Here is a 20,503-nt window from a genome sequence, read left to right on the forward strand (position 1 = left end):
TTTTGATATCTGTCGAACGAATTGACGGTCCAATCATCCTAACGCTTGCCATTTCGGCGGCTTTAGTATTTATTCCCGTCATAAAGTCTCTAAAAAGAGGATAAATAATATCTTTTTATTCCATTTTGCGGTATAAAACAATAAAATTGTTGTTTTATACCGCATTTTCTTTATAAAATGTTTGCCCGTTTCATTTTTATGTGTACTTTTGCAACCGCAATGAGAGGAAAAGGAAACAAACCGAAAATCGAATTGTTTTAGGTAACATATAGTAGCAACCAATAAAAGAAATAGATTATGAATGCAGCTAAGGTATTAGAAGACCTGAAAAGACGGTTCCCCAACGAACCGGAGTATCATCAAGCAGTAGAAGAAGTTCTTTCTACGATTGAAGAAGAGTATAACAAGCATCCGGAGTTTGACAAAGCCAATCTGATTGAACGTCTTTGCATCCCCGATCGCGTTTACCAATTCCGTGTTACTTGGGTAGACGATAAAGGTAACGTACAAACCAACATGGGCTATCGTGTGCAGCACAACAACGCTATCGGCCCATATAAAGGCGGTGTTCGTTTCCACTCTTCTGTAAACCTGAGCATCCTGAAATTCCTTGCTTTCGAGCAGACATTTAAAAACTCATTGACAACTCTGCCTATGGGTGGCGGTAAAGGCGGTTCGGACTTCTCTCCGCGCGGCAAGTCGAATGCTGAGGTTATGCGTTTCGTTCAGGCTTTCATGCTGGAGTTGTGGCGTCATATCGGTCCTGAAACAGACGTACCTGCCGGTGATATCGGTGTAGGTGGTCGCGAAGTAGGTTTCATGTTCGGTATGTATAAGAAGCTGGCTCATGAATTTACGGGTACTTTCACCGGTAAGGGCCGTGAGTTCGGCGGTTCGCTGATTCGTCCGGAAGCTACCGGCTACGGTAACATCTACTTCCTGATGGAAATGTTAAAGACTAAGGGTACTGACTTGAAAGGCAAAACTTGTCTGATTTCCGGTTCCGGTAACGTAGCTCAATATACGGCCGAGAAAGTATTGGAATTGGGTGGTAAGGTATTGACCATGTCTGATTCTGACGGTTATGTATACGATCCGGACGGCATTGACCGCGAAAAGTTGGATTACATCATGGAGCTGAAAAACCTCTATCGTGGACGTATCCGCGAATATGCTGAACAATATCCGGGTGTCAAGTACGTAGAAGGTGCACGTCCTTGGGGTGAAAAGGCAGACATCGCCCTGCCTTCTGCAACTCAGAATGAAATAAATGGAGATGATGCCAAAAAACTAATTGCTAATGGTGTCATGGCTGTGTCCGAAGGTGCAAACATGCCTTCTACCCCTGAAGCAATCCGCGTATTCCAAGATGCAAAGATTCTGTATGCTCCGGGTAAGGCAGCCAATGCCGGCGGTGTATCAGTATCCGGTCTCGAAATGACTCAGAACTCCATCAAGTTGAGCTGGAGTGCAGAGGAAGTGGACGAGAAATTGAAGAGCATCATGAAGAACATTCACGAAGCTTGCGTGCAATATGGTACGGAAGCCGACGGTTATGTAAATTACGTGAAGGGTGCCAATGTGGCCGGATTTATGAAGGTGGCAAAGGCGATGATGGCGCAAGGGATTCTGTAAGAACTAAAGCCATAGTACAACTACAACAGAAGAAAGGTGAGGGGCTCAATGCTTTTCACCTTTTTTCTGTTTAATAATATAGAAGAAACAAAATTTTGTTTTTTTCAATCCATTATCACATAAATCAGATAACTTTGCGGAAGTTAATAAAAGAAGACCATTATCATTGAAGCAAACCAAACGATTATGAATACAATAGAAATCCCCGTACTGCTGTTGACCGGTTATCTAGGCAGTGGCAAAACGACGTTGGTAAATCACATTCTTTCTAATAAACGTGGCATTAAGTTTGCCGTTATCGTCAATGACATAGGCGAAGTGAACATTGATGCAGACCTTATACAGAAAGGTGGCGTGGTGGGAAAGAAAGACGACAGCCTGGTAGCTCTGCAGAATGGCTGTATCTGCTGTACGCTGAAGACAGACTTGATAGAGCAGATGTTCGAAATCATGAAGATGCAACGCTTCGACTACATCGTGATTGAAGCGAGTGGCATCTGTGAACCGGAGCCTATTGCCCAAACACTCTGCTCCATTCCTCATATGGGAGGAGCGTATACTAAATACGGTATTTGCCGCTTAGACTGCATTACCACCGTGGTGGACGCCTTACGTCTGCAAAGTGAATTTTCTTGCGGAGATGATTTGACACGCAAAGGCATTGATGAGGAAGATATAGAAAACCTCATCATTCAGCAGATTGAGTTCTGCAATATTATCCTGCTGAACAAAGCAGCAGAAGTACAGCCCGAGGAATTAAAACGTATCAGGCAGATTATCCACACCTTGCAACCCGGTGCCCAAATTATAGAGTGCAACTATGCAGATGTAGACCTGGATAAGATTATCCATACCCACCTCTTTAACTTTGAACGTGCCGCAACTTCCGCCGGATGGATTCGTGGCATAGAGCAACAAGTAAGCGAAGAGGAGGAAAAAGAGGCGCATTACCATCATGAAGAGGGTCATCATCACCACCATCATGAAGGAGGTGAAGTAGAAGAATACGGTATTGGCACATTTGTCTACTACCGCCGTCCTGCATTCGACATTCATAAGTTCGACCACTATGTCGCTACCAAATGGCCCCGCAGCGTTATCCGCGCCAAGGGTGTCTGCTACTTCAGCCACAACCGCGACATGTCCTTCCTCTTTGAACAAGCAGGTATACAGAAGAAAATAACTGAAGCCGGACAATGGTATGCCACCGCTCCCGAAGAAGACATGATAGAACTGATGCGCCAAGAACCGGGATTGCTAAGAGACTGGGACGAACAATACGGCGACCGCATGCTGAAGATAGTATTCATCGGACAAAATATGGATAAAGAGCAAATCATCCGCGACTTGGACAAATGCCTTGAATAACTTCCTAAAAAAGTGCTCCCCGTCATTCCGATCTTAAGAACAACGGGGAGCATCGTCCCACGCGCGTAACTCTATTTTAAGAATCAGGAACCATATCAATTCTCCGTAAAACGGAACATTTTGAAATACACCTTCTGCTCTGTGTCGGATACATTCACCAGCCTCATCTTCGCAACGCTCAAATCCTTGAGAGATGCCTTCACCTGCGTTCTGTATCCCGGCTTCAAATCCACCGCCTGCCAGTTTGTGCCATCCGAAGTTACTTCCAGTTTAAACTTCGAATCAGCAACCTCCGCATCTCCCAAATCGATAAGCACCGAACTCAACTGGCGGGCATAATCCATCGAAATGGTCAGCACACCGCCTGCCTGCCAGTTGATGACTTCATTGGACGGAATAATTGTATTCACCTTTCCCTTCTGCTGAATAGGAAGCGAAGCCAACTGATTCACGTCGCTCTTCAACGTGTAGGGAGAATAAACAGCCTTTGTATCAAGCCCGGCATGGAACGCTGCATTATAGCCCGTTGTCGCCGCTTCGAACAAAGCATTGAAAGTAGGCATCAGATGCAGGCTGCCGCTCTTTATGCCCGCTTTATATTGGGCATCCGTCTCACCCATCAGCACCAGCAGGGCGCGGGCGTGTTCGTAGCTACCTATAAATGCATCCTTCTGCTGGCGCAGGCGTATCATGTTCAGCACCTCTGCACCATACTCTCCCACTTGTTTGAACTGAATGAGCCAAGGCCTTATTTCAGTTATCAACGGACGATTCTCATTTCCCGACGCAAGCAATCCATCAGCGGCAACGATTATCTTCCGGCATTCCTCAGCTACCTGCCGATAGGCATCTTCATCTATCTCGTTTTTCTCTTGATAGGCTTTCAACAAGGCAGAGAGAGCAGGCTGAATGGCAACGGACTCTTCACGACGGAAGCGATGTCCATTCTGTCCCGGGTCGGAATTATGAGTAGCGAAGATTTCCAAATATTCGGCATGAAGTGGCATAAGGTCTCTGACTGCATGTTTCCAAGAAGTTTCACTATCATAATTCTCCATATTCCAAGTATAATCAGCTACACTGTACAGAGAGATTTTGGAAGCCTCGGCATGTTCCATCGGATTGGAAACAAAAGCAGACATATCATCTTTTATATCAAGCCCGTTTCCATAAACCGGCCCTAGCAGCAAATGGTCTTGTACATAATCCGAAACGGGGAAATTCCACCAAATGTACGCCTTACGTTTCAGCAGCGGATTGACGAAGTCCAGCGTAGACTTATCTATAGTAGCAACTACCATATCACCGGTCCACATCACCTTGATACCCTCGTTCAACTTATCACCAAGCGTAGTGAGATAGCCTCCCTCCACATTGGCCCATGACTTGTTGTACTCTGTGGGACACAATATCAATGGTGCAACATCCCGCTTGACTTTTACAAAATGGTCGTCAATATAGTTCAACAGCTCAGCCTGCTTGTCCGCCTTTGTCCCCTCACCCGAAATATCATCAAAGAAAACGGCAAAACCACGCACACCCAACTGGTACATGCTTTCGAACTTCTGCAACAATAACGAGCGGTCTTCTTCATTCCAGCGAATATCCTGGCCCGGATGAATGGCCCAATAGAAAATGACATTGTTCTCCTTCGCCCTATTCACCAATACTTTCAACTCTTCTCCTTCTCGAGCAGGATAAGGCTTGCGCCAGTTGGGAGTCCGGTGATAAGGATCGTCTTTCGGTCCATAGATATAGACATTCATTTTGTTCCGACCATAAAAATCAAGCTGGCGTATACGCGCCTCCTGACTCCAAGGAGCACCGTAAAACCCTTCCACCACACCCCGATAGGGAACATCGGGATAGTCCGTCACTTCAGCCAAAGGCAGCTTGTCTAAAGCAAGCAACTGCGCAAGAGTCTGTACACCATAGTACGCTCCCCGTTCGTCAGCACCGGCTATGACGATGCAGTCTTTTTCTATTTTCAGGAAATAACCTTCGGATTTGCGTGGAATCCGATGTTGGTATTTCTTAATAATCTTATCTCCTTTCACTCCTATATATACACGGAAAGAAGCGCCAAGCACCTCTTCCGGCATCAATGAACGGAGTAAAGGCAACGCAGGTCCGTCCTGCACGGAATTGCCGGAAAGGATCTGGTATTGTCGGGGAATATCAACAGAATCTTTTTGCGTAATATATTCTTGGGGAGTAGGTTGCAAATGAAACTCTTGCGCACAAAGCGTCGCTGTCGTCAGCATACCGAATGCTCCCAGTAACAGTAGTTCTTTTCTCATAAGCGGATTATTAAATTAAGGAATATCTATGTATTAAGAAAACTCTTCCATGCATTCAAGGTTGATACGTTCAAAAATAAGAAATAAATATGAAAACACGTACAAATACAGACATTTATTTCAGTTTAAAGATTCATTCTGCATCCGTTTGAGTTCATCGCACACTGCCGGATGCAGGAAGTAGCGTACGTCTTTCCCCTCCTCTATGGCCCGACGGATAAAAGTGGAGCTGATTTCGAATACCGGAGAAGAAACTGTCCGCACATTTTGAGGTAAAGAGGCGGCCTCTACCGGATAGCCGGGGCGAGGATAGACCAGAAGATGATTTTCGGCAAGAATACGTTCCGACTTGTACCAACGGTGGAACAGCCTCCAGTTGTCCGAACCAATGACAAGATGGAAAGTGTGTTGAGGATAAGTTCGTTTCAGCGCATCCAACGTATGAACTGTATAAGAAGGCCGAGGCAGATGGAATTCAAAATCGGAAGCGCGAAATTTGGGATAACCCTCAGTGGCTAGCTGCACCAGCTTCAAACGTAACTTGTCATCCATCAGTTCGTTTTCTTCCTTCAGCGGATTGTGGGGGGTGACCATAAACCACACTTCGTCCAGGTCCCCGTATTCGCAAAGATAGTTGGCGAGGGCCAAATGTCCGATGTGTATCGGGTTGAACGAGCCGCTGAAGATTCCTATATTCATTTATTCTTATTCATATACAACCTTACAAAGGACGTCTTTGCAACGCACGCCAGGCAGCCCAAGCATTGAAAATCGTCACTACAGAGATAAGAAACATTGAAATACTGGAACGAGGCTCGCCATGCTGTATATACAATACACCCACAACAAGGGAGCAGACGAACAAAACGCTATTAATAATTAGCAATGCCTTGTTCAGCTTCGGGCTGTTCTTCCTCCTCGGTGCCAACTGGTTGTACACTCCTCCACGTTGTTTCATTCGTTCAAGAATTGAGAGATTACTTTCAATGCTTCCGCTTTGGCTGTCTCCAGGTCATCGTTCACAATCACGGTATCGAACTTCGGTGCAAAGCCCAGTTCGTATTCGGCTTTCGCCACGCGGCTCTCTATCACTTCGGGAGCATCTGTTCCGCGCCCCACCAAGCGTTTGCGCAATTCCTCCACTGAAGGTGGCTGAATGAAAACAGACAAAGCACGCTCACCATAGAATTTCTTGATATTGCAACCACCCACTACATCCACATCGAACACTACATTCTGTCCGGCAGCCAATTGCTTTTCCACCTGCTCCTTCAGTGTTCCGTAAAAACGGTCCTGATATACCTCTTCATACTCCAGGAATTCATCATTGGCTATGCGACGACGGAACTCGTCAGGAGTCAGAAAGAAGTACTCCACTCCATCTTTCTCCGTTCCGCGGGGCGGACGGCTGGTCGCTGAGATGGAAAATGCCAAGTTCAGATTTTGAGTCAGCAGATAGTTGATAATCGTTGACTTGCCGGAGCCCGAAGGGGCTGAAAATATGATAAGTTTTGCCATCAAATTATTTACGATTTGACGATTTACTATTTGATACTACATGACGTTCAATACTTGTTCCTTGATTTGCTCCAATTCATCTTTCATCTGAACGACAATCTTCTGCATCTCCGCATGATTGGACTTACTGCCCAAGGTATTGATTTCGCGTCCCATCTCCTGGGCGATGAACCCTAACTTCTTGCCTTGTCCGGTTCCGGTTTCCAGCGTATTGATAAAATATTTCAGATGATTGCCAAGACGCTGTTTCTCTTCGTTCACATCCAGTTTTTCGATGTAGTAGATGAGTTCCTGCTCCAGACGGTTCTTGTCATAATCCACGCTCAAGGTCTTTTCCAGTGCATCAGTAATACGCTCCTTCACTTTGGCCACACGCTCTTTCTCGTAGGGAGCGATAGTCTCCAACAAATGGGAGATATTGGCGATCTTCTCACGGAACTTCTTTTCAAGGGCAGCTCCTTCCTGCTTACGGAAGTCCACCAGCGCACCGACAGCCTTTTCCACAGCCGAATAGACCACAGCCCATTCCTCCTCACTCAGTTCCTGCGTATCATTCTTCGTCATCACATCCGGCATACGGAGTAACGTGGCAAACCAGTCCGTCGCATCCGGCACAGGTATTCCTAGATTTTCTGATATAGCACAAATCTGCTTGTAATATCCCTCAACCAATGTCTGGTTGATGGGAGTGGCGCTTTCCGCACTCTCTTTCTTTTCTATCCAAAGGCTGAAATCCACCTTTCCGCGCTCCAGTTTCCGTGATATTTCATTACGGATTTCCATCTCCTTCTCACGATAAAGCGGAGCAATGCGGGCAGATAGGTCCATTGCCTTACTATTGAGCGACTTTATTTCAACGTTGATTTTCTTATCAGGCAGTTCGACGGTTGCTTTGCCGTAGCCTGTCATAGATTGTATCATAATGTTATAGTTTTGCGCAAAATTACACGATTATTTTAATTAGTGAAAATAATCACGTAAATTTGCCACAATAAAATCAAGAATAAAAGTTATGTCATGTATCTTGCATATTGAAACGTCCACTTCTGCCTGCTCCGTAGCCGTGAGCGAGGATGGACAGAACGTTTTCAAGAAAGAGGACCTGAATGGCCCTTCACACGCCGTTTCATTGGGAATCTTTGTGGACGAGGCGCTATCCTTTGCCGATAGCCATGCCATGCCGTTGGATGCAGTCGCCGTGAGCTGCGGCCCTGGTTCGTATACCGGGTTGCGTATCGGCGTGTCGATGGCAAAAGGTGTCTGCTATGGACGTAACCTGCCACTTATCGGGCTGGAAACCCTGAAAGTCCAGTGTGTACCGGTATTGCTCTACCACGATGAGTTACCCGACGACGCATTACTCTGCCCGATGATTGACGCCCGCCGTATGGAAGTCTATGCTGCCATCTACGACCGTGCCTTGAAATCGGTGCGCGACATTGCAGCCGATATTGTGGACGAAAACTCCTACCTGGAATTTTTAGAGCAACATCCCGTCTATTTCTTCGGTGACGGTGCAGCCAAATGCAAAGAGAAAATCACGCATCCCAATGCACACTTCATCGACGGCATCCGCCCGCTTGCCGGCATGATGTTCCCGTTGGCAGAAAAGGCAATAGCCGAACAAGATTTCAAGGATGTGGCCTATTTCGAACCCTTCTATTTGAAGGAATTCGTAGCCGGCACGCCAAAGAAACTTATTTAGGGTTTAGCGATTAGGGATTAGGGATGAATACCATGCGGTATCACTACGTAGCCCATTAATCACTAACCACTAATCGCTAAACCCTAATCACTAATCGTTGAACATTAATCACTAATTAAAGATGCAATATAACACTCAACAAAAACGGATGCCCCTACCCGAATATGGTCGCAGCATCCAGAATATGGTAGACCACGCGCTGACAATCGAAGACCGTGCAGAACGCCAGCGTTGCGCAAACACAATCATCAACATCATGGGAAACATGTTTCCCCATCTGCGCGATGTGCCCGACTTCAAACATAAGCTATGGGACCACCTTGCCATCATGGCCAACTTCCAATTGGATATAGATTATCCGTACGAAATTATCCGCAAGGACAATCTGAATACCAAGCCGGAGAGCATCCCCTACCCCAGTACCAAAATCCGCTACCGCCACTATGGCCGTACACTGGAAGTACTGATAAAGAAAGCCATCGAATTTCCGGAAGGAGAAGAGAAGCAGAACTTGATAGCGCTCATTTGTAACCACATGAAGAAAGACTACATGGCATGGAACAAAGATACCGTCGATGACCGTAAGATTTCAGATGACCTCACCGAACTCTCTGACGGAAAACTGCAAATGACAGACAGTATCGTCCGTCTCATGGCCGAACGTATTGACCAGAACTACCGTCCGAAAGTGAACAACCAGAATAACCGGAACAACAACCGGAACAATAAACGGAAATACTAAAATTGAATGATTAGTGGTTAGTGATTAATGCCATGCGGCATCACCATGCTAATCACTAATCACTAACCCCTAATCACTAATTTCATGGCATCATTTGTAATCGAAGGAGGACACAGCCTTTCCGGTGACATCTACCCCCAAGGAGCGAAGAACGAAGTGTTGCAGATTATCTGCGCCACGCTGCTCACTGCCGAAGAGGTGACTGTGCACAATATCCCGGACATACTGGACGTCAACAACCTTATCCAATTGATGCGGGATATGGGAGTCAGCGTATCAAAAAAGGACATCGACACTTACAGCTTCCAAGCTGCCGATGTCGATTTCGCCTATTTGGAAAGTGACGCGTTTCTGAAGAGATGTTCCAGCCTGCGGGGTTCCGTCATGCTGGTGGGGCCGATGGTTGCGCGTTTCGGCAAGGCCATGATTTCCAAGCCGGGCGGAGACAAGATAGGACGCCGCCGTCTGGACACGCACTTCATCGGCATCCAGAATTTAGGAGCCGACTTCATCTATAATGAGGAGCGTGGCATCTACGAAATATCAGCCAAACAACTGCATGACAGTTATATGCTGCTCGATGAGGCATCTGTAACGGGAACCGCCAATATCGTAATGGCAGCCGTCCTTGCCAAAGGCAAGACCACCATCTACAATGCCGCCTGCGAACCCTATGTACAGCAACTTTGCAGAATGCTGAACCGAATGGGAGCCAAGATAACGGGTATCGCCTCCAACCTCCTAACCATCGAAGGAGTGGACGAGTTGCACGGTACCGAGCATACCATCCTCCCCGACATGATTGAAGTGGGCAGTTTCATCGGTATGGCAGCCATGACCCGTAGTGAACTGACCATCAAGAACGTCTCCTACGAGAACTTGGGAATTATCCCCGACAGTTTCCGCCGCCTCGGCATCAAAATGGAGCAGCGGGGAGACGACATTTACGTGCCGGCACAAGAAACATACCAGATAGAGTCCTTTATCGACGGCTCCATCATGACCATTGCAGATGCACCCTGGCCCGGACTGACGCCGGACTTGCTCAGTGTACTGCTGGTCGTTGCCACTCAGGCAAAAGGCAGTGTGCTCATTCACCAGAAAATGTTCGAAAGCCGCTTGTTCTTTGTGGACAAGCTGATAGATATGGGAGCGCAAATCATCCTCTGCGACCCGCACCGTGCCGTTGTCATCGGACATGACCACGGCTTCAAACTACGCGGCGGCAACATGACCTCGCCCGATATCCGTGCCGGTATCGCCCTGCTGATAGCTGCCATGAGTGCGGACGGCATCAGCCGCATCCATAATATAGAGCAGATAGACCGGGGGTATCAGAATATTGAAGGACGACTGAATGCGCTCGGAGCAAGAATAACAAGAATAGAATAAGATGATAAAGAGAGAAGAAGTATATAAGATAGGTATATTCAACAAGCCCCACGGCATTCACGGAGAACTATCGTTCACTTTTACGGATGACATCTTCGACCGGGTGGAAGCCGAATACCTAATCTGCCTGCTGGATGGTATACTGGTGCCTTTCTTCTTGGAAGAATACCGTTTCCGCTCCGACACCACCGCCCTTGTCAAACTGGAAGGCGTGGACACGGCAGAACGCGCCCGCATGTTCACTAATATTGAGGTCTACTTCCCCGTAAAGCATGCAGAAGAGGCAGGACCAGGTGAACTGAGTTGGGACTTCTTCGTCGGTTTTCGTATGGAGGAAGTACATCACGGCACGCTGGGAGAAGTGACGGACGTGGACACATCGACCATCAACACACTGTTTGTGGTAGATTATCAGGGAGAAGAACTACTGGTGCCGGCACAAGAAGAGTTTATCATAGACATTGACCAGAAGCACAAGGTCATCACCGTAGACCTGCCGGAAGGTTTGATAGCTTTGGACGAAACAGAAGAGGTATGAAAAAGAAACGAAGAAAAGCATTTTGGAGTAACATCAAGTTCAAGTACAGACTGACGATTACGAACGAGAATACCCTTGAGGATATCATCACGTTGCGCGTATCCAAGCTGAACGGACTGTCCGTATTGCTCTCCGTGCTGTTCGTATTGTTTCTCATCGCCTCCCTGATCGTAGCCTTCACCCCGCTGCGCAACTACCTGCCGGGATATATGAACAGTGAAATCCGCGCCCAGGTAGTGGAGAATGCCTTACGCGTAGATTCCCTCCAGCAACTGGTGAACAGACAGAACCTCTATATCATGAATATCCAGGACATCTTCCAGGGCAAGATAAAGGCAGATACCATACATTCCATCGACTCGTTGACCCACCTGCGCGAAGATTCGCTCATGGAACGTACACAACGGGAAGCCGAATTCCGCAAACAGTACGAGGAGACAGAAAAGTACAACCTGACGAGCATCACCGCTCGCCCCGAAATAGACGGACTGATTTTCTACCGCCCCACACGCGGCATGATTTCATCTCCCTTCAATGCCGAAACAAAACACTTCGGCACGGACATTGCCGCCAATCCGGGCGAAAGCGTATTGGCCACCTTAGACGGTACCGTCATACTGAGTACCTACACTGCCGAGACGGGTTATCTGATAGAAATACAGCACAACCAGGACTTCGTGTCAGTCTACAAGCATTGCGGCTCTCTGCTGAAACGGGAAGGAGATGCGGTGAAAGGGGGTGAAGCCATCGCACTGGTAGGAAACACCGGCGAGCTGTCCACCGGTCCCCACCTTCACTTCGAGCTGTGGCATAAGGGCAGGGCCGTAAATCCCGAGCTTTACATCGTATTTTAGTCTCCAAATAGTAAATTGTAAATAGCATAATAGTAAATGAAACAGATTGCCATACTCGGTTCTACCGGTTCCATCGGTACACAAGCGTTGCAGGTCATCGAAGAACATCCCGACCAGTACGAAGCATACGTATTGACCGCCAATAACCGCGTAGAGGAACTCATAGCCCAGGCACGCAGATTCAAGCCTGAGGCAGTGGTAATAGCCAACGAATCGAAATACACGCAACTGAAAGAAGCGCTTGCCGACCTACCTATCAAGGTATATGCCGGCGCAGATGCCCTCTGCCAGATTGTGACCGAAAATCCCATTGATATGGTATTGACCGCCATGGTGGGATATGCAGGGCTGAAGCCCACCATGAATGCCATCCGAGCCCGTAAGCCGATAGCCCTTGCCAACAAAGAGACGCTGGTGGTGGCGGGAGAGCTCATCAATAACCTGGCACGCTTCAGCGGTGTCCCCATCCTACCCGTCGACTCCGAGCACTCCGCCGTTTTCCAGTGCCTGGCCGGTGAGATAGGCAACCAAATAGAAAAAGTGATACTGACTGCCTCCGGAGGTCCGTTCCGCACCTGCACTATGGAGCAACTAACAACCGTCACCAAAGCGCAAGCACTGAAACACCCCAACTGGGACATGGGCGCCAAAATCACGATAGACTCTGCTTCCATGATGAACAAAGGGTTCGAGGTAATCGAAGCCAAATGGCTGTTCGGTGTACGTCCCGACCAGATAGAAGTCGTGGTACACCCGCAATCCGTCATCCACTCCATGGTACAGTTTGAGGACGGTGCCGTGAAAGCACAACTGGGAATGCCGGACATGCGCCTGCCCATCCAATATGCCTTCTCCTATCCCGACCGGTTGAAAGCCTCTTTCCCGCGCCTGGACTTCAAGCTGTGCACGGAACTGACGTTCGAGCAACCGGACACCACCCGTTTCCGTAACCTCGCCCTGGCCTACGAAGCGCTACATCGTGCAGGCAATATGCCTTGCATTGTCAATGCCGCCAATGAAGTGGTGGTAGCTGCCTTCCTGCAGGACAAAATTTCGTTCCTTGGCATGAGTGAAGTAATAGAAAAGACCATGTCGCGCGTATCCTACTTACAGAAGCCCACCTATGAAGACTATGTGGCTACGGATGCCGAAGCCCGACGGATAGCAGAAGAGCTGATTTGATAGATACACCGGAATGAAAAGAATTATAAAAAACATCTACTCATTTGATACGTTAAATAAGAAAACGTACCTTTGCGAAAATTATAAAAATCGTAAAACAGCAAATAATTAGATGGAAACATTCTTGATTCGTGCCCTGCAACTCATTATGAGCCTCTCGTTGCTCGTTATTGTTCATGAGGGGGGGCACTTCCTTTTTGCGCGTCTGTTCAAGACGCGGGTAGAAAAGTTCTGCTTATTCTTTGACCCTTGGTTCACATTATTCAAGTTCAAGCCCAAACACAGTGACACGGAATATGGTATCGGGTGGCTACCCTTAGGTGGTTATGTAAAAATAGCAGGTATGATAGACGAATCTATGGATACCGAACAGATGAAGCAACCCATGCAGCCATGGGAGTTCCGTGCCAAGCCGGCATGGCAGCGCCTGCTAATTATGGTAGGCGGTGTATTGTTCAACTTCCTGCTCGCATTGTTCATCTATTCCATGATACTTTTTACTTGGGGCGACGAATATATACCAGTACAAAAAGCCCCATTGGGTATGGATTTTAACGAAACAGCCAAAGCCATAGGCTTCCGCGACGGCGATATCCTAATATCTGCCGACGGGGTACCATTCGAACGCTATGACGGCGACCTGCTGACCAGTATTGTCGATGCCCGCCAGGTAAGCGTATTGCGTGACGGGGAAGCTGCTTCAGTCTACATCCCCGAAGACATGATGAACCGCTTGCTGGCAGACAGCGTGCGTTTCGCCAGTTTCCGTTTCCCTTATGTAGTCGACAGCCTGATTGTAGGATACCCTGCCGCTTCCGCCGGTCTGCAAGTAGGTGACAGCATCACCCACTTGGATGGAAAGTCAATAGCCTACTACGACTTCAAAGAAGAGATGCTGAAGCGCAAGAAAGCCAATGCATCCCATGAGGTAACCTTGACATACGTCCGTAACGGTGTGACAGACACCTTGAGCATGATGACCAATGCCGACTATGAAATAGGCGTAGCAGCACGTACGGCAACCGACAAACTGCTGCCCGTTGTCCGCAAGGAATACAGTTTCCTTTCCTCTTTCCCTGCCGGCGTATCTTTGGGGGTAAAGACTCTGAAAGGCTACGTAGGCCAGATGAAATATCTCTTCTCCAAGGAAGGAGCCAAGCAACTCGGAGGTTTCGGAACCATCGGCAGTATTTTCCCCGCCACGTGGGACTGGCACCAGTTCTGGTACATGACGGCATTCCTCTCCATCATCCTTGCCTTTATGAATATTCTGCCCATCCCTGCACTGGACGGCGGACACGTGTTATTCCTCATTTACGAAATCATTGCACGCCGCAAGCCCAGCGACAAGTTTATGGAACGTGCGCAGATGGTGGGCATGTTCCTCTTGTTCGGTTTGCTGATTTGGGCAAACTTCAATGATATACTGAGGTATTTCTTTTAAAGAACAAGACATATAAAAAACGCATCATCCATTCGCGGTAGAACGGATGATGCGTTTGCATCAAACAGATGATGTATTCGGGGCAAGCAGACGATGCGTTTGAACCAAACACATCATCTGTTTTTTCTGTGTCTTATACCAAATGGCCAATCCACTCTTCGCGGTCGCCTGGAAGCAAGTCTATTACCGGAACTTCAACCATTGTATAGCAACCCGGCTGCTGACGCATAGCGGCACGCGCCACACATACCAGCACTTGTGCCGTGAGGGCAGGATTGTTGATACGCATGTTGAACTCAAATAGCTGGTTCTGCGTCTTGCCGGACACACCTTTACGGGTCAGGTTTACCCCATGACCCATATCGAGCAGTGCATCCACACTCGGAACCAATTTTACATGTGTTTCGTCATTCACAAAGTACGGGTCGGCTTTGATGGCTGCAGTCACCTTGTCAAATTCGTAGCCATCCTTCAACTCGATGTACACCATACGACGGTGAATGCCGGTTCCTGTAGGAATAGTCATGGAAAGGGCGGCTTTCACACCTTCGATGGCCTTTACAGCCACGGTATGTCCCATGCTCATGCCCGGACCAAAATTAGTATAGGTAATGCCTTTCGGAGCAATGGCTTCCAGCATGGTGCGGACAATGGAGTCACTACCCGGGTCCCAGCCGGCAGAAATGATGGATACCGTATTATGCTTTTTAGCCTCTGCATCCAGTGTGCGGCGCAAGGCAGTGATACCCGTATGGATATCGAAACTGTCCACAGTATGAATGCCTAAAGCAAGGATCTCCTTTGCATACTCTTCCACTTTGCGGGTAGGCGTACAAAGGATAGCAACATCCACGCCTTTCAGTTCCTTGATATTCTTCACAACGGGATATGCACTCAGTTCCGCAGGACAGTTTTCAGCTCCGGCACGGCGTACTACACCGGCAATTTCGAAATCGGGAGCTGCTTGCAGGGCTTCGAGCACATAATGCCCGATATTACCATAGCCAACGATGGCTGCTCTTACTTTTTTCATTCTTTTTATGAATTTATTTATCAGTTTTCTACTTTATCGGCGCAAAAGTAAGCATTTTAATTTATTATATCGGCAGAACTCCCTGCTGTTTCACACAGTTTTTCTTTTTTTAGTGAGTGAAAGTCCAATAATAATTCATACATTCGCAGATGATATGTACGCAAGGCACATTTGGGGCCAACAAGCAAAAGAATTATGATAGAATACATCAGAGGCGGAATTGCCGAACTAAGTCCGGCAACCGCAATAATAGACTGCAACGGACTGGGATACGGCGTCAATATTTCATTGAATACGTATGCCGCCATCCAGGGCAAGAAAGAATGCAAACTATATATATACGAAGCTATCCGTGAAGACGCCTATGTCCTCTACGGGTTCGCTGACAAGCAGGAACGCGAACTATTCCTGTTGCTCATCTCCGTTTCAGGCATCGGCGGAAATACAGCTCGCATGATTCTCTCGGCACTCTCGCCATCCGAACTGATAAATGTCATCAGCACGGAAAACGCCACTCTACTGAAAACAGTCAAGGGTATCGGGCTGAAAACAGCCCAACGGATAATTGTGGATTTAAAAGACAAAATCAAGACCGGCAGCGTTGTAGCCGGCAACGCAGGGACCATAGGTACACTGGTATCGGCAGCCAACGCACAAGTACAAGAAGAAGCCGTAGCCGCCCTTACCATGCTGGGCTTTGCACAAGCCCCCTCACAAAAAGTAGTGCTTGCCATTTTGAAGGAAGAACCAAGCGCACCGGTGGAACAAGTCATCAAATTGGCATTAAAAAGACTATAATATTTATCTAAAACAAACAAATCATGACAACAATCAACATGCAATATTGGTTGGGGGCCAATGAACGCACCCACGTACTGCCAACGGACAAATGGTACCTCGACTTTGCCACAAGCATCCTGCCCCTCGTCAAGACCTCTCCCTTGTTCAACAAGGAAGACCTGCGTACCCAAATTGACGCAGCCATCTCCCTCGGCATGTACTTTCAAGATGCCATTGCCCAAAGCGGAGGCTGGAAACTTTTCTCCGAAGCCTTTCAGGGAGTATACGGAACTTACCTGCCGTTCTATCCACTGGGTGACGATTATACGCCCGATGAAATAAATCAGGAAGACATTGCATTCGTACTGTGGACATTGAAATCACAATTCAGTATTTTTGACAAGGAATACACCTTGTTCAGTCCTTATGACAAAGACCTGCTTGCATTAAGCCAAAGCGCCTATGAACTGATGGATGCACGTTTCGAAGAAGCTCCCATCAGCGAGGGAGAATCTTCCTTCCTTTGGGTAATGGGACTTGATTTACTGGATATGCCCATTACTCCGCTGCCGGAAGTCACTCCGGAAACCAAACTGAGCAAAGATGCCGCCCGCTGTCTGGAATACAGCCAGGGGAAACCGCTGCTATACTTCACCGATTACAAGGAGCTTTGCACTTTCTTTGTCGATGTCTTGGGATGGGAAAACAAACGGTCCGCATTATTGCCCGACCTGGAATACCAAAAAGAGTTCGTGATTTATGCCAACGCCAAAGGTATGCTTGTAGCCCACAACGTGGCCGCCTATTTCTGTGAAGAACATAACCCGATGTACGATGCCAAACGCGCTGCTGCAGAGGGTTACAAGATGTTCTGCCAACCCGGAGAGTGTCCGTTCGACCTGCTGAAATACGGAATGACCAAAGGAATTCTACCCGATGTGGAACTTCCCTTCTTGAAAGGAAAAGAAACACTGCATCAATATTGGGACTTTATAGCCCGCTACTACTTATGTGAATATTATGAAGGCGAGTAACCATTCCGGCATAAAGCCCAAACGGAGCAACAAGGCCAAGCCAACCGGAAAACGGATTGGTAAATCCAAACCTTCGAAAGCGAATAATCAGCTTAACAGAAGGGTAAAATAATTGAAAATGGATAATGGAAAAATAAACAGTGCAGCGTATTTATTGAAACCGCATGGCAATTTTCCATTATCCATTATCAATTTTCAAAGTTCCACAATCTCTTCCTTACACAACGTCAGTTTCTCCACTCCTTCCGCTGTTACAACCCAAGAGTTTTCGATACCGACGGGACCAATGCCTGGCAAAACAATCTTCGGTTCCAAAGCAAAGACCATGCCCGGTTCCAGCTCCTGCTTCATGCGTGGAGCCAGCACCGGCATTTCATTGATTTCCAGTCCGATGCCATGACCGATAAACTTGGCTTTTTGAGTGGCTCCCATAAAGTTGTCGGCAAAGCCCGCTTTGGTGACAATATCGATAGCGAGATTGTAAAGGTCCTCACAAACAGCACCCGGTTTCGCTTTTTCTACAACAGCCTCTTGTATGTCCAGGCAAACCTGATGGGCAACATATGCCTTTTCCGGCAACTTTCCGATAGAGAATACACGGCTCATGTCTCCCATATAGCCATAGAAGTTACCCCCCATATCGACCATAAAGCTCTGGCCGGGCTGCAACAGTGCACCGTTCACACTGATAGGCAGTGACGGATCAAGTCCCTCGCCTCCCAGAGCAAAATCATAGGGGGCAGGCGCAGTAGCATTATCTCCTGCCAGCAGACTTCCCATAAAAATCTCCATACTTTGTCCGAAGGTACGGAAAATACCCAGACAACCTTCCAAACGCATCAGGCGCTCTATTTCGATGGATAACTGGCGGTCTGTCATTCCTGGTCTATAAACCGAGGGTATTTGTTCGTAAGCTTTAGCATGTGCAATGCCGGAACGGCGGAACATCTCAATCTCTATTTCAGTCTTGACACTTCGGGCCTTCCGGATAAGTGCCGTACCACAAGGAAGCACCTCCGTTTCAGGGAAACACGCAGCCAAACGGTTATATTCCGTAAAAGACAACTCATCCCCCTCCAGCATCAACCTCGCAGGTATGGGCAAACCACATTCCTTTAGTAAGTCAGGCAGTTGTTCCGGTTTACGGATAGGATGAATATGTTCCCCTTCAATATTGTTGGGACGTTTGATGAATAAACGAGCGGGAGCATTCAACGGCAGATACAAGTAACCGCTGACGACACGTCCGTACGTATAGATTAAATTTACATTGCAAGCGATAAGAGCGGCATCAATCTCTTGTTGAGCCATGAGAGAGCGTATTTTATCACGTCTCAGTTTCAATTCAGGTAGTAACATCTCTTTGTCATTTATGGTTTCTCGGATACAAAGATACAACTTTTTTAATTGAGAATAAAAAAGTACTGCCCCATACCTTCACAGGCGTAGGGCAGCACAAACCACAAATACAAATACAACTAAACAAAGTTTCTCTCTTAGATAATTCCCTGACCCATCATGGCATGAGCCACCTTCATGAAGCCGGCGATATTCGCTCCCTTCACGTAGTTGATGTAGCCATCAGGTTCTGTCCCATATTTTACGCATTGAGCATGAATTCCGTGCATGATGGCGTGGAGTTTTTCATCCACTTCGGCTGCACTCCAGCTGAGGTGCATGGCGTTCTGCGACATTTCCAGTCCGCTGGTAGCCACACCACCTGCATTGACAGCCTTACCCGGTGCATACATAATCTTATTTTCAATAAAAAGGTCGATAGCTTCGGGCGTACATCCCATATTGGAGATTTCGCCTACACATGTCACCTTGTTGTCAATGAGGTGTTGTGCATCTTCGCCGTTCAGCTCGTTCTGGGTAGCGCAAGGCAGAGCGATGTCCGCTTTCACTTCCCACGGGCGTTTGCCTGCTACGAAAGTAGAGCCGGGGAATTCGTCGGCATACGGTGCTACGATATCGTTGCCCGATGACCGGAGTTCCAGCATATAATCTATCTTTTCGCCACTGATACCGTTCGGGTCGTAGATGTAACCGTCGGGACCGGAGATGGTAACCACCTTGGCACCCAATTCGGTAGCCTTGGTAGCAGCACCCCAAGCCACATTTCCAAAACCGGAGATAGCCACGGTCTTGCCCTTGATGTCAATGCCTTTTGTTTGTAACATTTGGTTTACGAAATACAAGCCGCCGAATCCTGTTGCTTCGGGACGAATCAGCGAACCGCCAAATTCCAATCCTTTACCGGTAAATGTGCCCGTAAATTCGCGAGTCAACTTCTTATACATACCGAACATATAGCCCACTTCGCGACCGCCTACACCGATATCACCGGCAGGAACATCCATATCCGGACCGAGGTGACGCCACAATTCCAGCATGAAGGCCTGACAGAAACGCATGATTTCAGCATCGCTCTTTCCGCGCGGAGAGAAGTCGGAACCACCCTTACCACCGCCCATAGGCAATGTAGTCAAAGCATTCTTGAAAGTCTGCTCAAATCCCAGGAATTTGAGGATAGAAAGATTTACGGAAGCATGGAAACGAATACCGCCTTTGTACGGGCCAATGGCATTGTTGAACTGCACACGATAGCCGAGGTTCGTCTGAACTTCACCCTTATCATCCACCCACGTTACACGGAAAGTAAAGATACGGTCAGGTTCAACCAGACGTTCTATAATTTTCGCTTTCTCGAACTCGGGATGTTGGTTATAGATATCTTCGATGGAAAGAAGAACTTCCTTTACGGCTTGAAGATACTCAGACTCGCCGGGGTGCTTTGCCTCTAAAGAGGTCATGATACGTTCGATATTCATAATATTACGTTTTAAAGGTTATTACCTTGTTGACTTTACGCTATTCAAACAAAATGTCAATGAATAACACCGCAAATATAAGAAAACTTTTCAAAACAGCTAAATTTTACGGTTATATTTTGATTAAAGAATGATAAAATGTCA

Annotated in this window: 19 protein-coding genes; 11 read left to right on the forward strand and 8 right to left on the reverse strand. The window is 47.5% G+C overall.

Annotated elements, in window-relative coordinates:
* Positions 1-297: 297 nt before the first annotated feature.
* Positions 298-1,635 (forward strand): NADP-specific glutamate dehydrogenase, encoded by a 1,338-nt coding sequence (locus DW096_RS12950; RefSeq protein WP_016272954.1) that lies wholly within the window; start codon positions 298-300, stop codon positions 1,633-1,635.
* 186 nt (positions 1,636-1,821) lie between these two features.
* On the forward strand, positions 1,822-3,003 hold the full coding sequence (locus tag DW096_RS12955; protein WP_005826968.1) for a GTP-binding protein: 1,182 nt from the start codon (positions 1,822-1,824) through the stop codon (positions 3,001-3,003).
* Between the two features lie 95 nt (positions 3,004-3,098).
* Here DW096_RS12955 and DW096_RS12960 read toward each other — a convergent pair whose 3' ends face one another.
* The 5 genes from DW096_RS12960 to DW096_RS12980 form a co-directional block, all read right to left on the reverse strand.
* Positions 3,099-5,303: a beta-N-acetylglucosaminidase gene (locus DW096_RS12960; protein WP_117865939.1), complete on the reverse strand. Its 2,205-nt coding sequence runs from the start codon at positions 5,301-5,303 to the stop codon at positions 3,099-3,101.
* A 120-nt stretch (positions 5,304-5,423) separates the two neighbouring features.
* On the reverse strand, positions 5,424-6,002 hold the full coding sequence (gene nadD / locus DW096_RS12965; RefSeq protein WP_117865940.1) for a nicotinate (nicotinamide) nucleotide adenylyltransferase: 579 nt from the start codon (positions 6,000-6,002) through the stop codon (positions 5,424-5,426).
* Positions 6,003-6,024: 22 nt separating this feature from the next.
* Positions 6,025-6,261, reverse strand: coding sequence for a hypothetical protein (locus DW096_RS12970; protein WP_005833018.1), 237 nt, complete (start codon positions 6,259-6,261; stop codon positions 6,025-6,027).
* Positions 6,258-6,821, reverse strand: coding sequence for a guanylate kinase (gmk, locus tag DW096_RS12975; RefSeq protein ID WP_005826973.1), 564 nt, complete (start codon positions 6,819-6,821; stop codon positions 6,258-6,260). The genes DW096_RS12970 and gmk overlap by 4 nt, the downstream gene beginning before the upstream one ends.
* 36 nt (positions 6,822-6,857) lie before the next feature.
* Entirely contained in the window at positions 6,858-7,742 is an 885-nt protein-coding gene (locus DW096_RS12980; RefSeq protein ID WP_005826974.1) for a YicC/YloC family endoribonuclease, read from the reverse strand.
* A gap of 91 nt (positions 7,743-7,833) precedes the next feature.
* On the opposite strand from DW096_RS12980, the gene tsaB reads away from it, so the two are divergent.
* The 7 genes from tsaB to rseP all read left to right on the forward strand — a co-directional run bounded on the left by tsaB (position 7,834) and on the right by rseP (position 14,678).
* On the forward strand, positions 7,834-8,526 hold the full coding sequence (gene tsaB / locus DW096_RS12985; RefSeq protein ID WP_005833019.1) for a tRNA (adenosine(37)-N6)-threonylcarbamoyltransferase complex dimerization subunit type 1 TsaB: 693 nt from the start codon (positions 7,834-7,836) through the stop codon (positions 8,524-8,526).
* A gap of 121 nt (positions 8,527-8,647) precedes the next feature.
* Positions 8,648-9,268: a DUF4290 domain-containing protein gene (locus DW096_RS12990; protein WP_005826977.1), complete on the forward strand. Its 621-nt coding sequence runs from the start codon at positions 8,648-8,650 to the stop codon at positions 9,266-9,268.
* 84 nt (positions 9,269-9,352) lie between these two features.
* On the forward strand, positions 9,353-10,660 hold the full coding sequence (gene murA, locus DW096_RS12995) for a UDP-N-acetylglucosamine 1-carboxyvinyltransferase (RefSeq protein WP_117865941.1): 1,308 nt from the start codon (positions 9,353-9,355) through the stop codon (positions 10,658-10,660).
* A 1-nt stretch (position 10,661) separates the two neighbouring features.
* Entirely contained in the window at positions 10,662-11,198 is a 537-nt protein-coding gene (gene rimM / locus DW096_RS13000) for a ribosome maturation factor RimM (RefSeq protein WP_005826980.1), read from the forward strand.
* Positions 11,195-12,052, forward strand: coding sequence for a M23 family metallopeptidase (locus DW096_RS13005; RefSeq protein WP_005826982.1), 858 nt, complete (start codon positions 11,195-11,197; stop codon positions 12,050-12,052). The genes rimM and DW096_RS13005 overlap by 4 nt, the downstream gene beginning before the upstream one ends.
* A 36-nt stretch (positions 12,053-12,088) precedes the next feature.
* Positions 12,089-13,234: a 1-deoxy-D-xylulose-5-phosphate reductoisomerase gene (locus tag DW096_RS13010; protein WP_035449079.1), complete on the forward strand. Its 1,146-nt coding sequence runs from the start codon at positions 12,089-12,091 to the stop codon at positions 13,232-13,234.
* Between the two features lie 112 nt (positions 13,235-13,346).
* A complete protein-coding gene (gene rseP, locus DW096_RS13015) occupies positions 13,347-14,678 on the forward strand; it encodes an RIP metalloprotease RseP (RefSeq protein ID WP_005826988.1) in 1,332 nt (443 codons plus the stop codon).
* A 133-nt stretch (positions 14,679-14,811) separates the two neighbouring features.
* Here the strand turns inward: rseP and DW096_RS13020 are convergent, their stop codons facing one another.
* Positions 14,812-15,711 carry a diaminopimelate dehydrogenase gene (locus DW096_RS13020; RefSeq protein WP_005826990.1) on the reverse strand — a complete coding sequence of 300 codons (900 nt, stop codon included), beginning with the start codon at positions 15,709-15,711 and terminating at the stop codon, positions 14,812-14,814.
* A gap of 195 nt (positions 15,712-15,906) precedes the next feature.
* On the opposite strand from DW096_RS13020, the gene ruvA reads away from it, so the two are divergent.
* Positions 15,907-16,509 (forward strand): Holliday junction branch migration protein RuvA, encoded by a 603-nt coding sequence (ruvA, locus tag DW096_RS13030; protein ID WP_005833022.1) that lies wholly within the window; start codon positions 15,907-15,909, stop codon positions 16,507-16,509.
* A gap of 23 nt (positions 16,510-16,532) precedes the next feature.
* Positions 16,533-17,525: a DUF3843 family protein gene (locus DW096_RS13035; RefSeq protein WP_005826997.1), complete on the forward strand. Its 993-nt coding sequence runs from the start codon at positions 16,533-16,535 to the stop codon at positions 17,523-17,525.
* Between the two features lie 195 nt (positions 17,526-17,720).
* On the opposite strand, the gene DW096_RS13040 is transcribed toward DW096_RS13035, so the two are convergent.
* Complete coding sequence (locus tag DW096_RS13040) at positions 17,721-18,884, reverse strand: Xaa-Pro peptidase family protein (protein WP_005827001.1); 1,164 nt, start codon at positions 18,882-18,884, stop codon at positions 17,721-17,723.
* 137 nt (positions 18,885-19,021) lie between these two features.
* Entirely contained in the window at positions 19,022-20,359 is a 1,338-nt protein-coding gene (gdhA, locus tag DW096_RS13045; protein WP_098031949.1) for an NADP-specific glutamate dehydrogenase, read from the reverse strand.
* Positions 20,360-20,503: the final 144 nt, after the last annotated feature.

Source organism: Bacteroides sp. AM07-18, from assembly GCF_003602695.1.
GTDB classification, from domain to species: domain Bacteria; phylum Bacteroidota; class Bacteroidia; order Bacteroidales; family Bacteroidaceae; genus Bacteroides; species Bacteroides uniformis.

What these genes read in the sequence shown, in the direction of transcription:
- DW096_RS12950 (WP_016272954.1), top strand. Translation starts at nt 298, where the DNA reads ATGAATGCAGCTAAGGTATTAGAAGACCTGAAAAGACGGTTCCCCAAC.
- DW096_RS12955 (WP_005826968.1), top strand. Translation starts at nt 1,822, where the DNA reads ATGAATACAATAGAAATCCCCGTACTGCTGTTGACCGGTTATCTAGGC.
- DW096_RS12960 (WP_117865939.1), bottom strand. Translation starts at nt 5,303, where the DNA reads ATGAGAAAAGAACTACTGTTACTGGGAGCATTCGGTATGCTGACGACA.
- nadD (WP_117865940.1), bottom strand. Translation starts at nt 6,002, where the DNA reads ATGAATATAGGAATCTTCAGCGGCTCGTTCAACCCGATACACATCGGA.
- DW096_RS12970 (WP_005833018.1), bottom strand. Translation starts at nt 6,261, where the DNA reads ATGAAACAACGTGGAGGAGTGTACAACCAGTTGGCACCGAGGAGGAAG.
- gmk (WP_005826973.1), bottom strand. Translation starts at nt 6,821, where the DNA reads ATGGCAAAACTTATCATATTTTCAGCCCCTTCGGGCTCCGGCAAGTCA.
- DW096_RS12980 (WP_005826974.1), bottom strand. Translation starts at nt 7,742, where the DNA reads ATGATACAATCTATGACAGGCTACGGCAAAGCAACCGTCGAACTGCCT.
- tsaB (WP_005833019.1), top strand. Translation starts at nt 7,834, where the DNA reads ATGTCATGTATCTTGCATATTGAAACGTCCACTTCTGCCTGCTCCGTA.
- DW096_RS12990 (WP_005826977.1), top strand. Translation starts at nt 8,648, where the DNA reads ATGCAATATAACACTCAACAAAAACGGATGCCCCTACCCGAATATGGT.
- murA (WP_117865941.1), top strand. Translation starts at nt 9,353, where the DNA reads ATGGCATCATTTGTAATCGAAGGAGGACACAGCCTTTCCGGTGACATC.
- rimM (WP_005826980.1), top strand. Translation starts at nt 10,662, where the DNA reads ATGATAAAGAGAGAAGAAGTATATAAGATAGGTATATTCAACAAGCCC.
- DW096_RS13005 (WP_005826982.1), top strand. Translation starts at nt 11,195, where the DNA reads ATGAAAAAGAAACGAAGAAAAGCATTTTGGAGTAACATCAAGTTCAAG.
- DW096_RS13010 (WP_035449079.1), top strand. Translation starts at nt 12,089, where the DNA reads ATGAAACAGATTGCCATACTCGGTTCTACCGGTTCCATCGGTACACAA.
- rseP (WP_005826988.1), top strand. Translation starts at nt 13,347, where the DNA reads ATGGAAACATTCTTGATTCGTGCCCTGCAACTCATTATGAGCCTCTCG.
- DW096_RS13020 (WP_005826990.1), bottom strand. Translation starts at nt 15,711, where the DNA reads ATGAAAAAAGTAAGAGCAGCCATCGTTGGCTATGGTAATATCGGGCAT.
- ruvA (WP_005833022.1), top strand. Translation starts at nt 15,907, where the DNA reads ATGATAGAATACATCAGAGGCGGAATTGCCGAACTAAGTCCGGCAACC.
- DW096_RS13035 (WP_005826997.1), top strand. Translation starts at nt 16,533, where the DNA reads ATGACAACAATCAACATGCAATATTGGTTGGGGGCCAATGAACGCACC.
- DW096_RS13040 (WP_005827001.1), bottom strand. Translation starts at nt 18,884, where the DNA reads ATGTTACTACCTGAATTGAAACTGAGACGTGATAAAATACGCTCTCTC.
- gdhA (WP_098031949.1), bottom strand. Translation starts at nt 20,359, where the DNA reads ATGAATATCGAACGTATCATGACCTCTTTAGAGGCAAAGCACCCCGGC.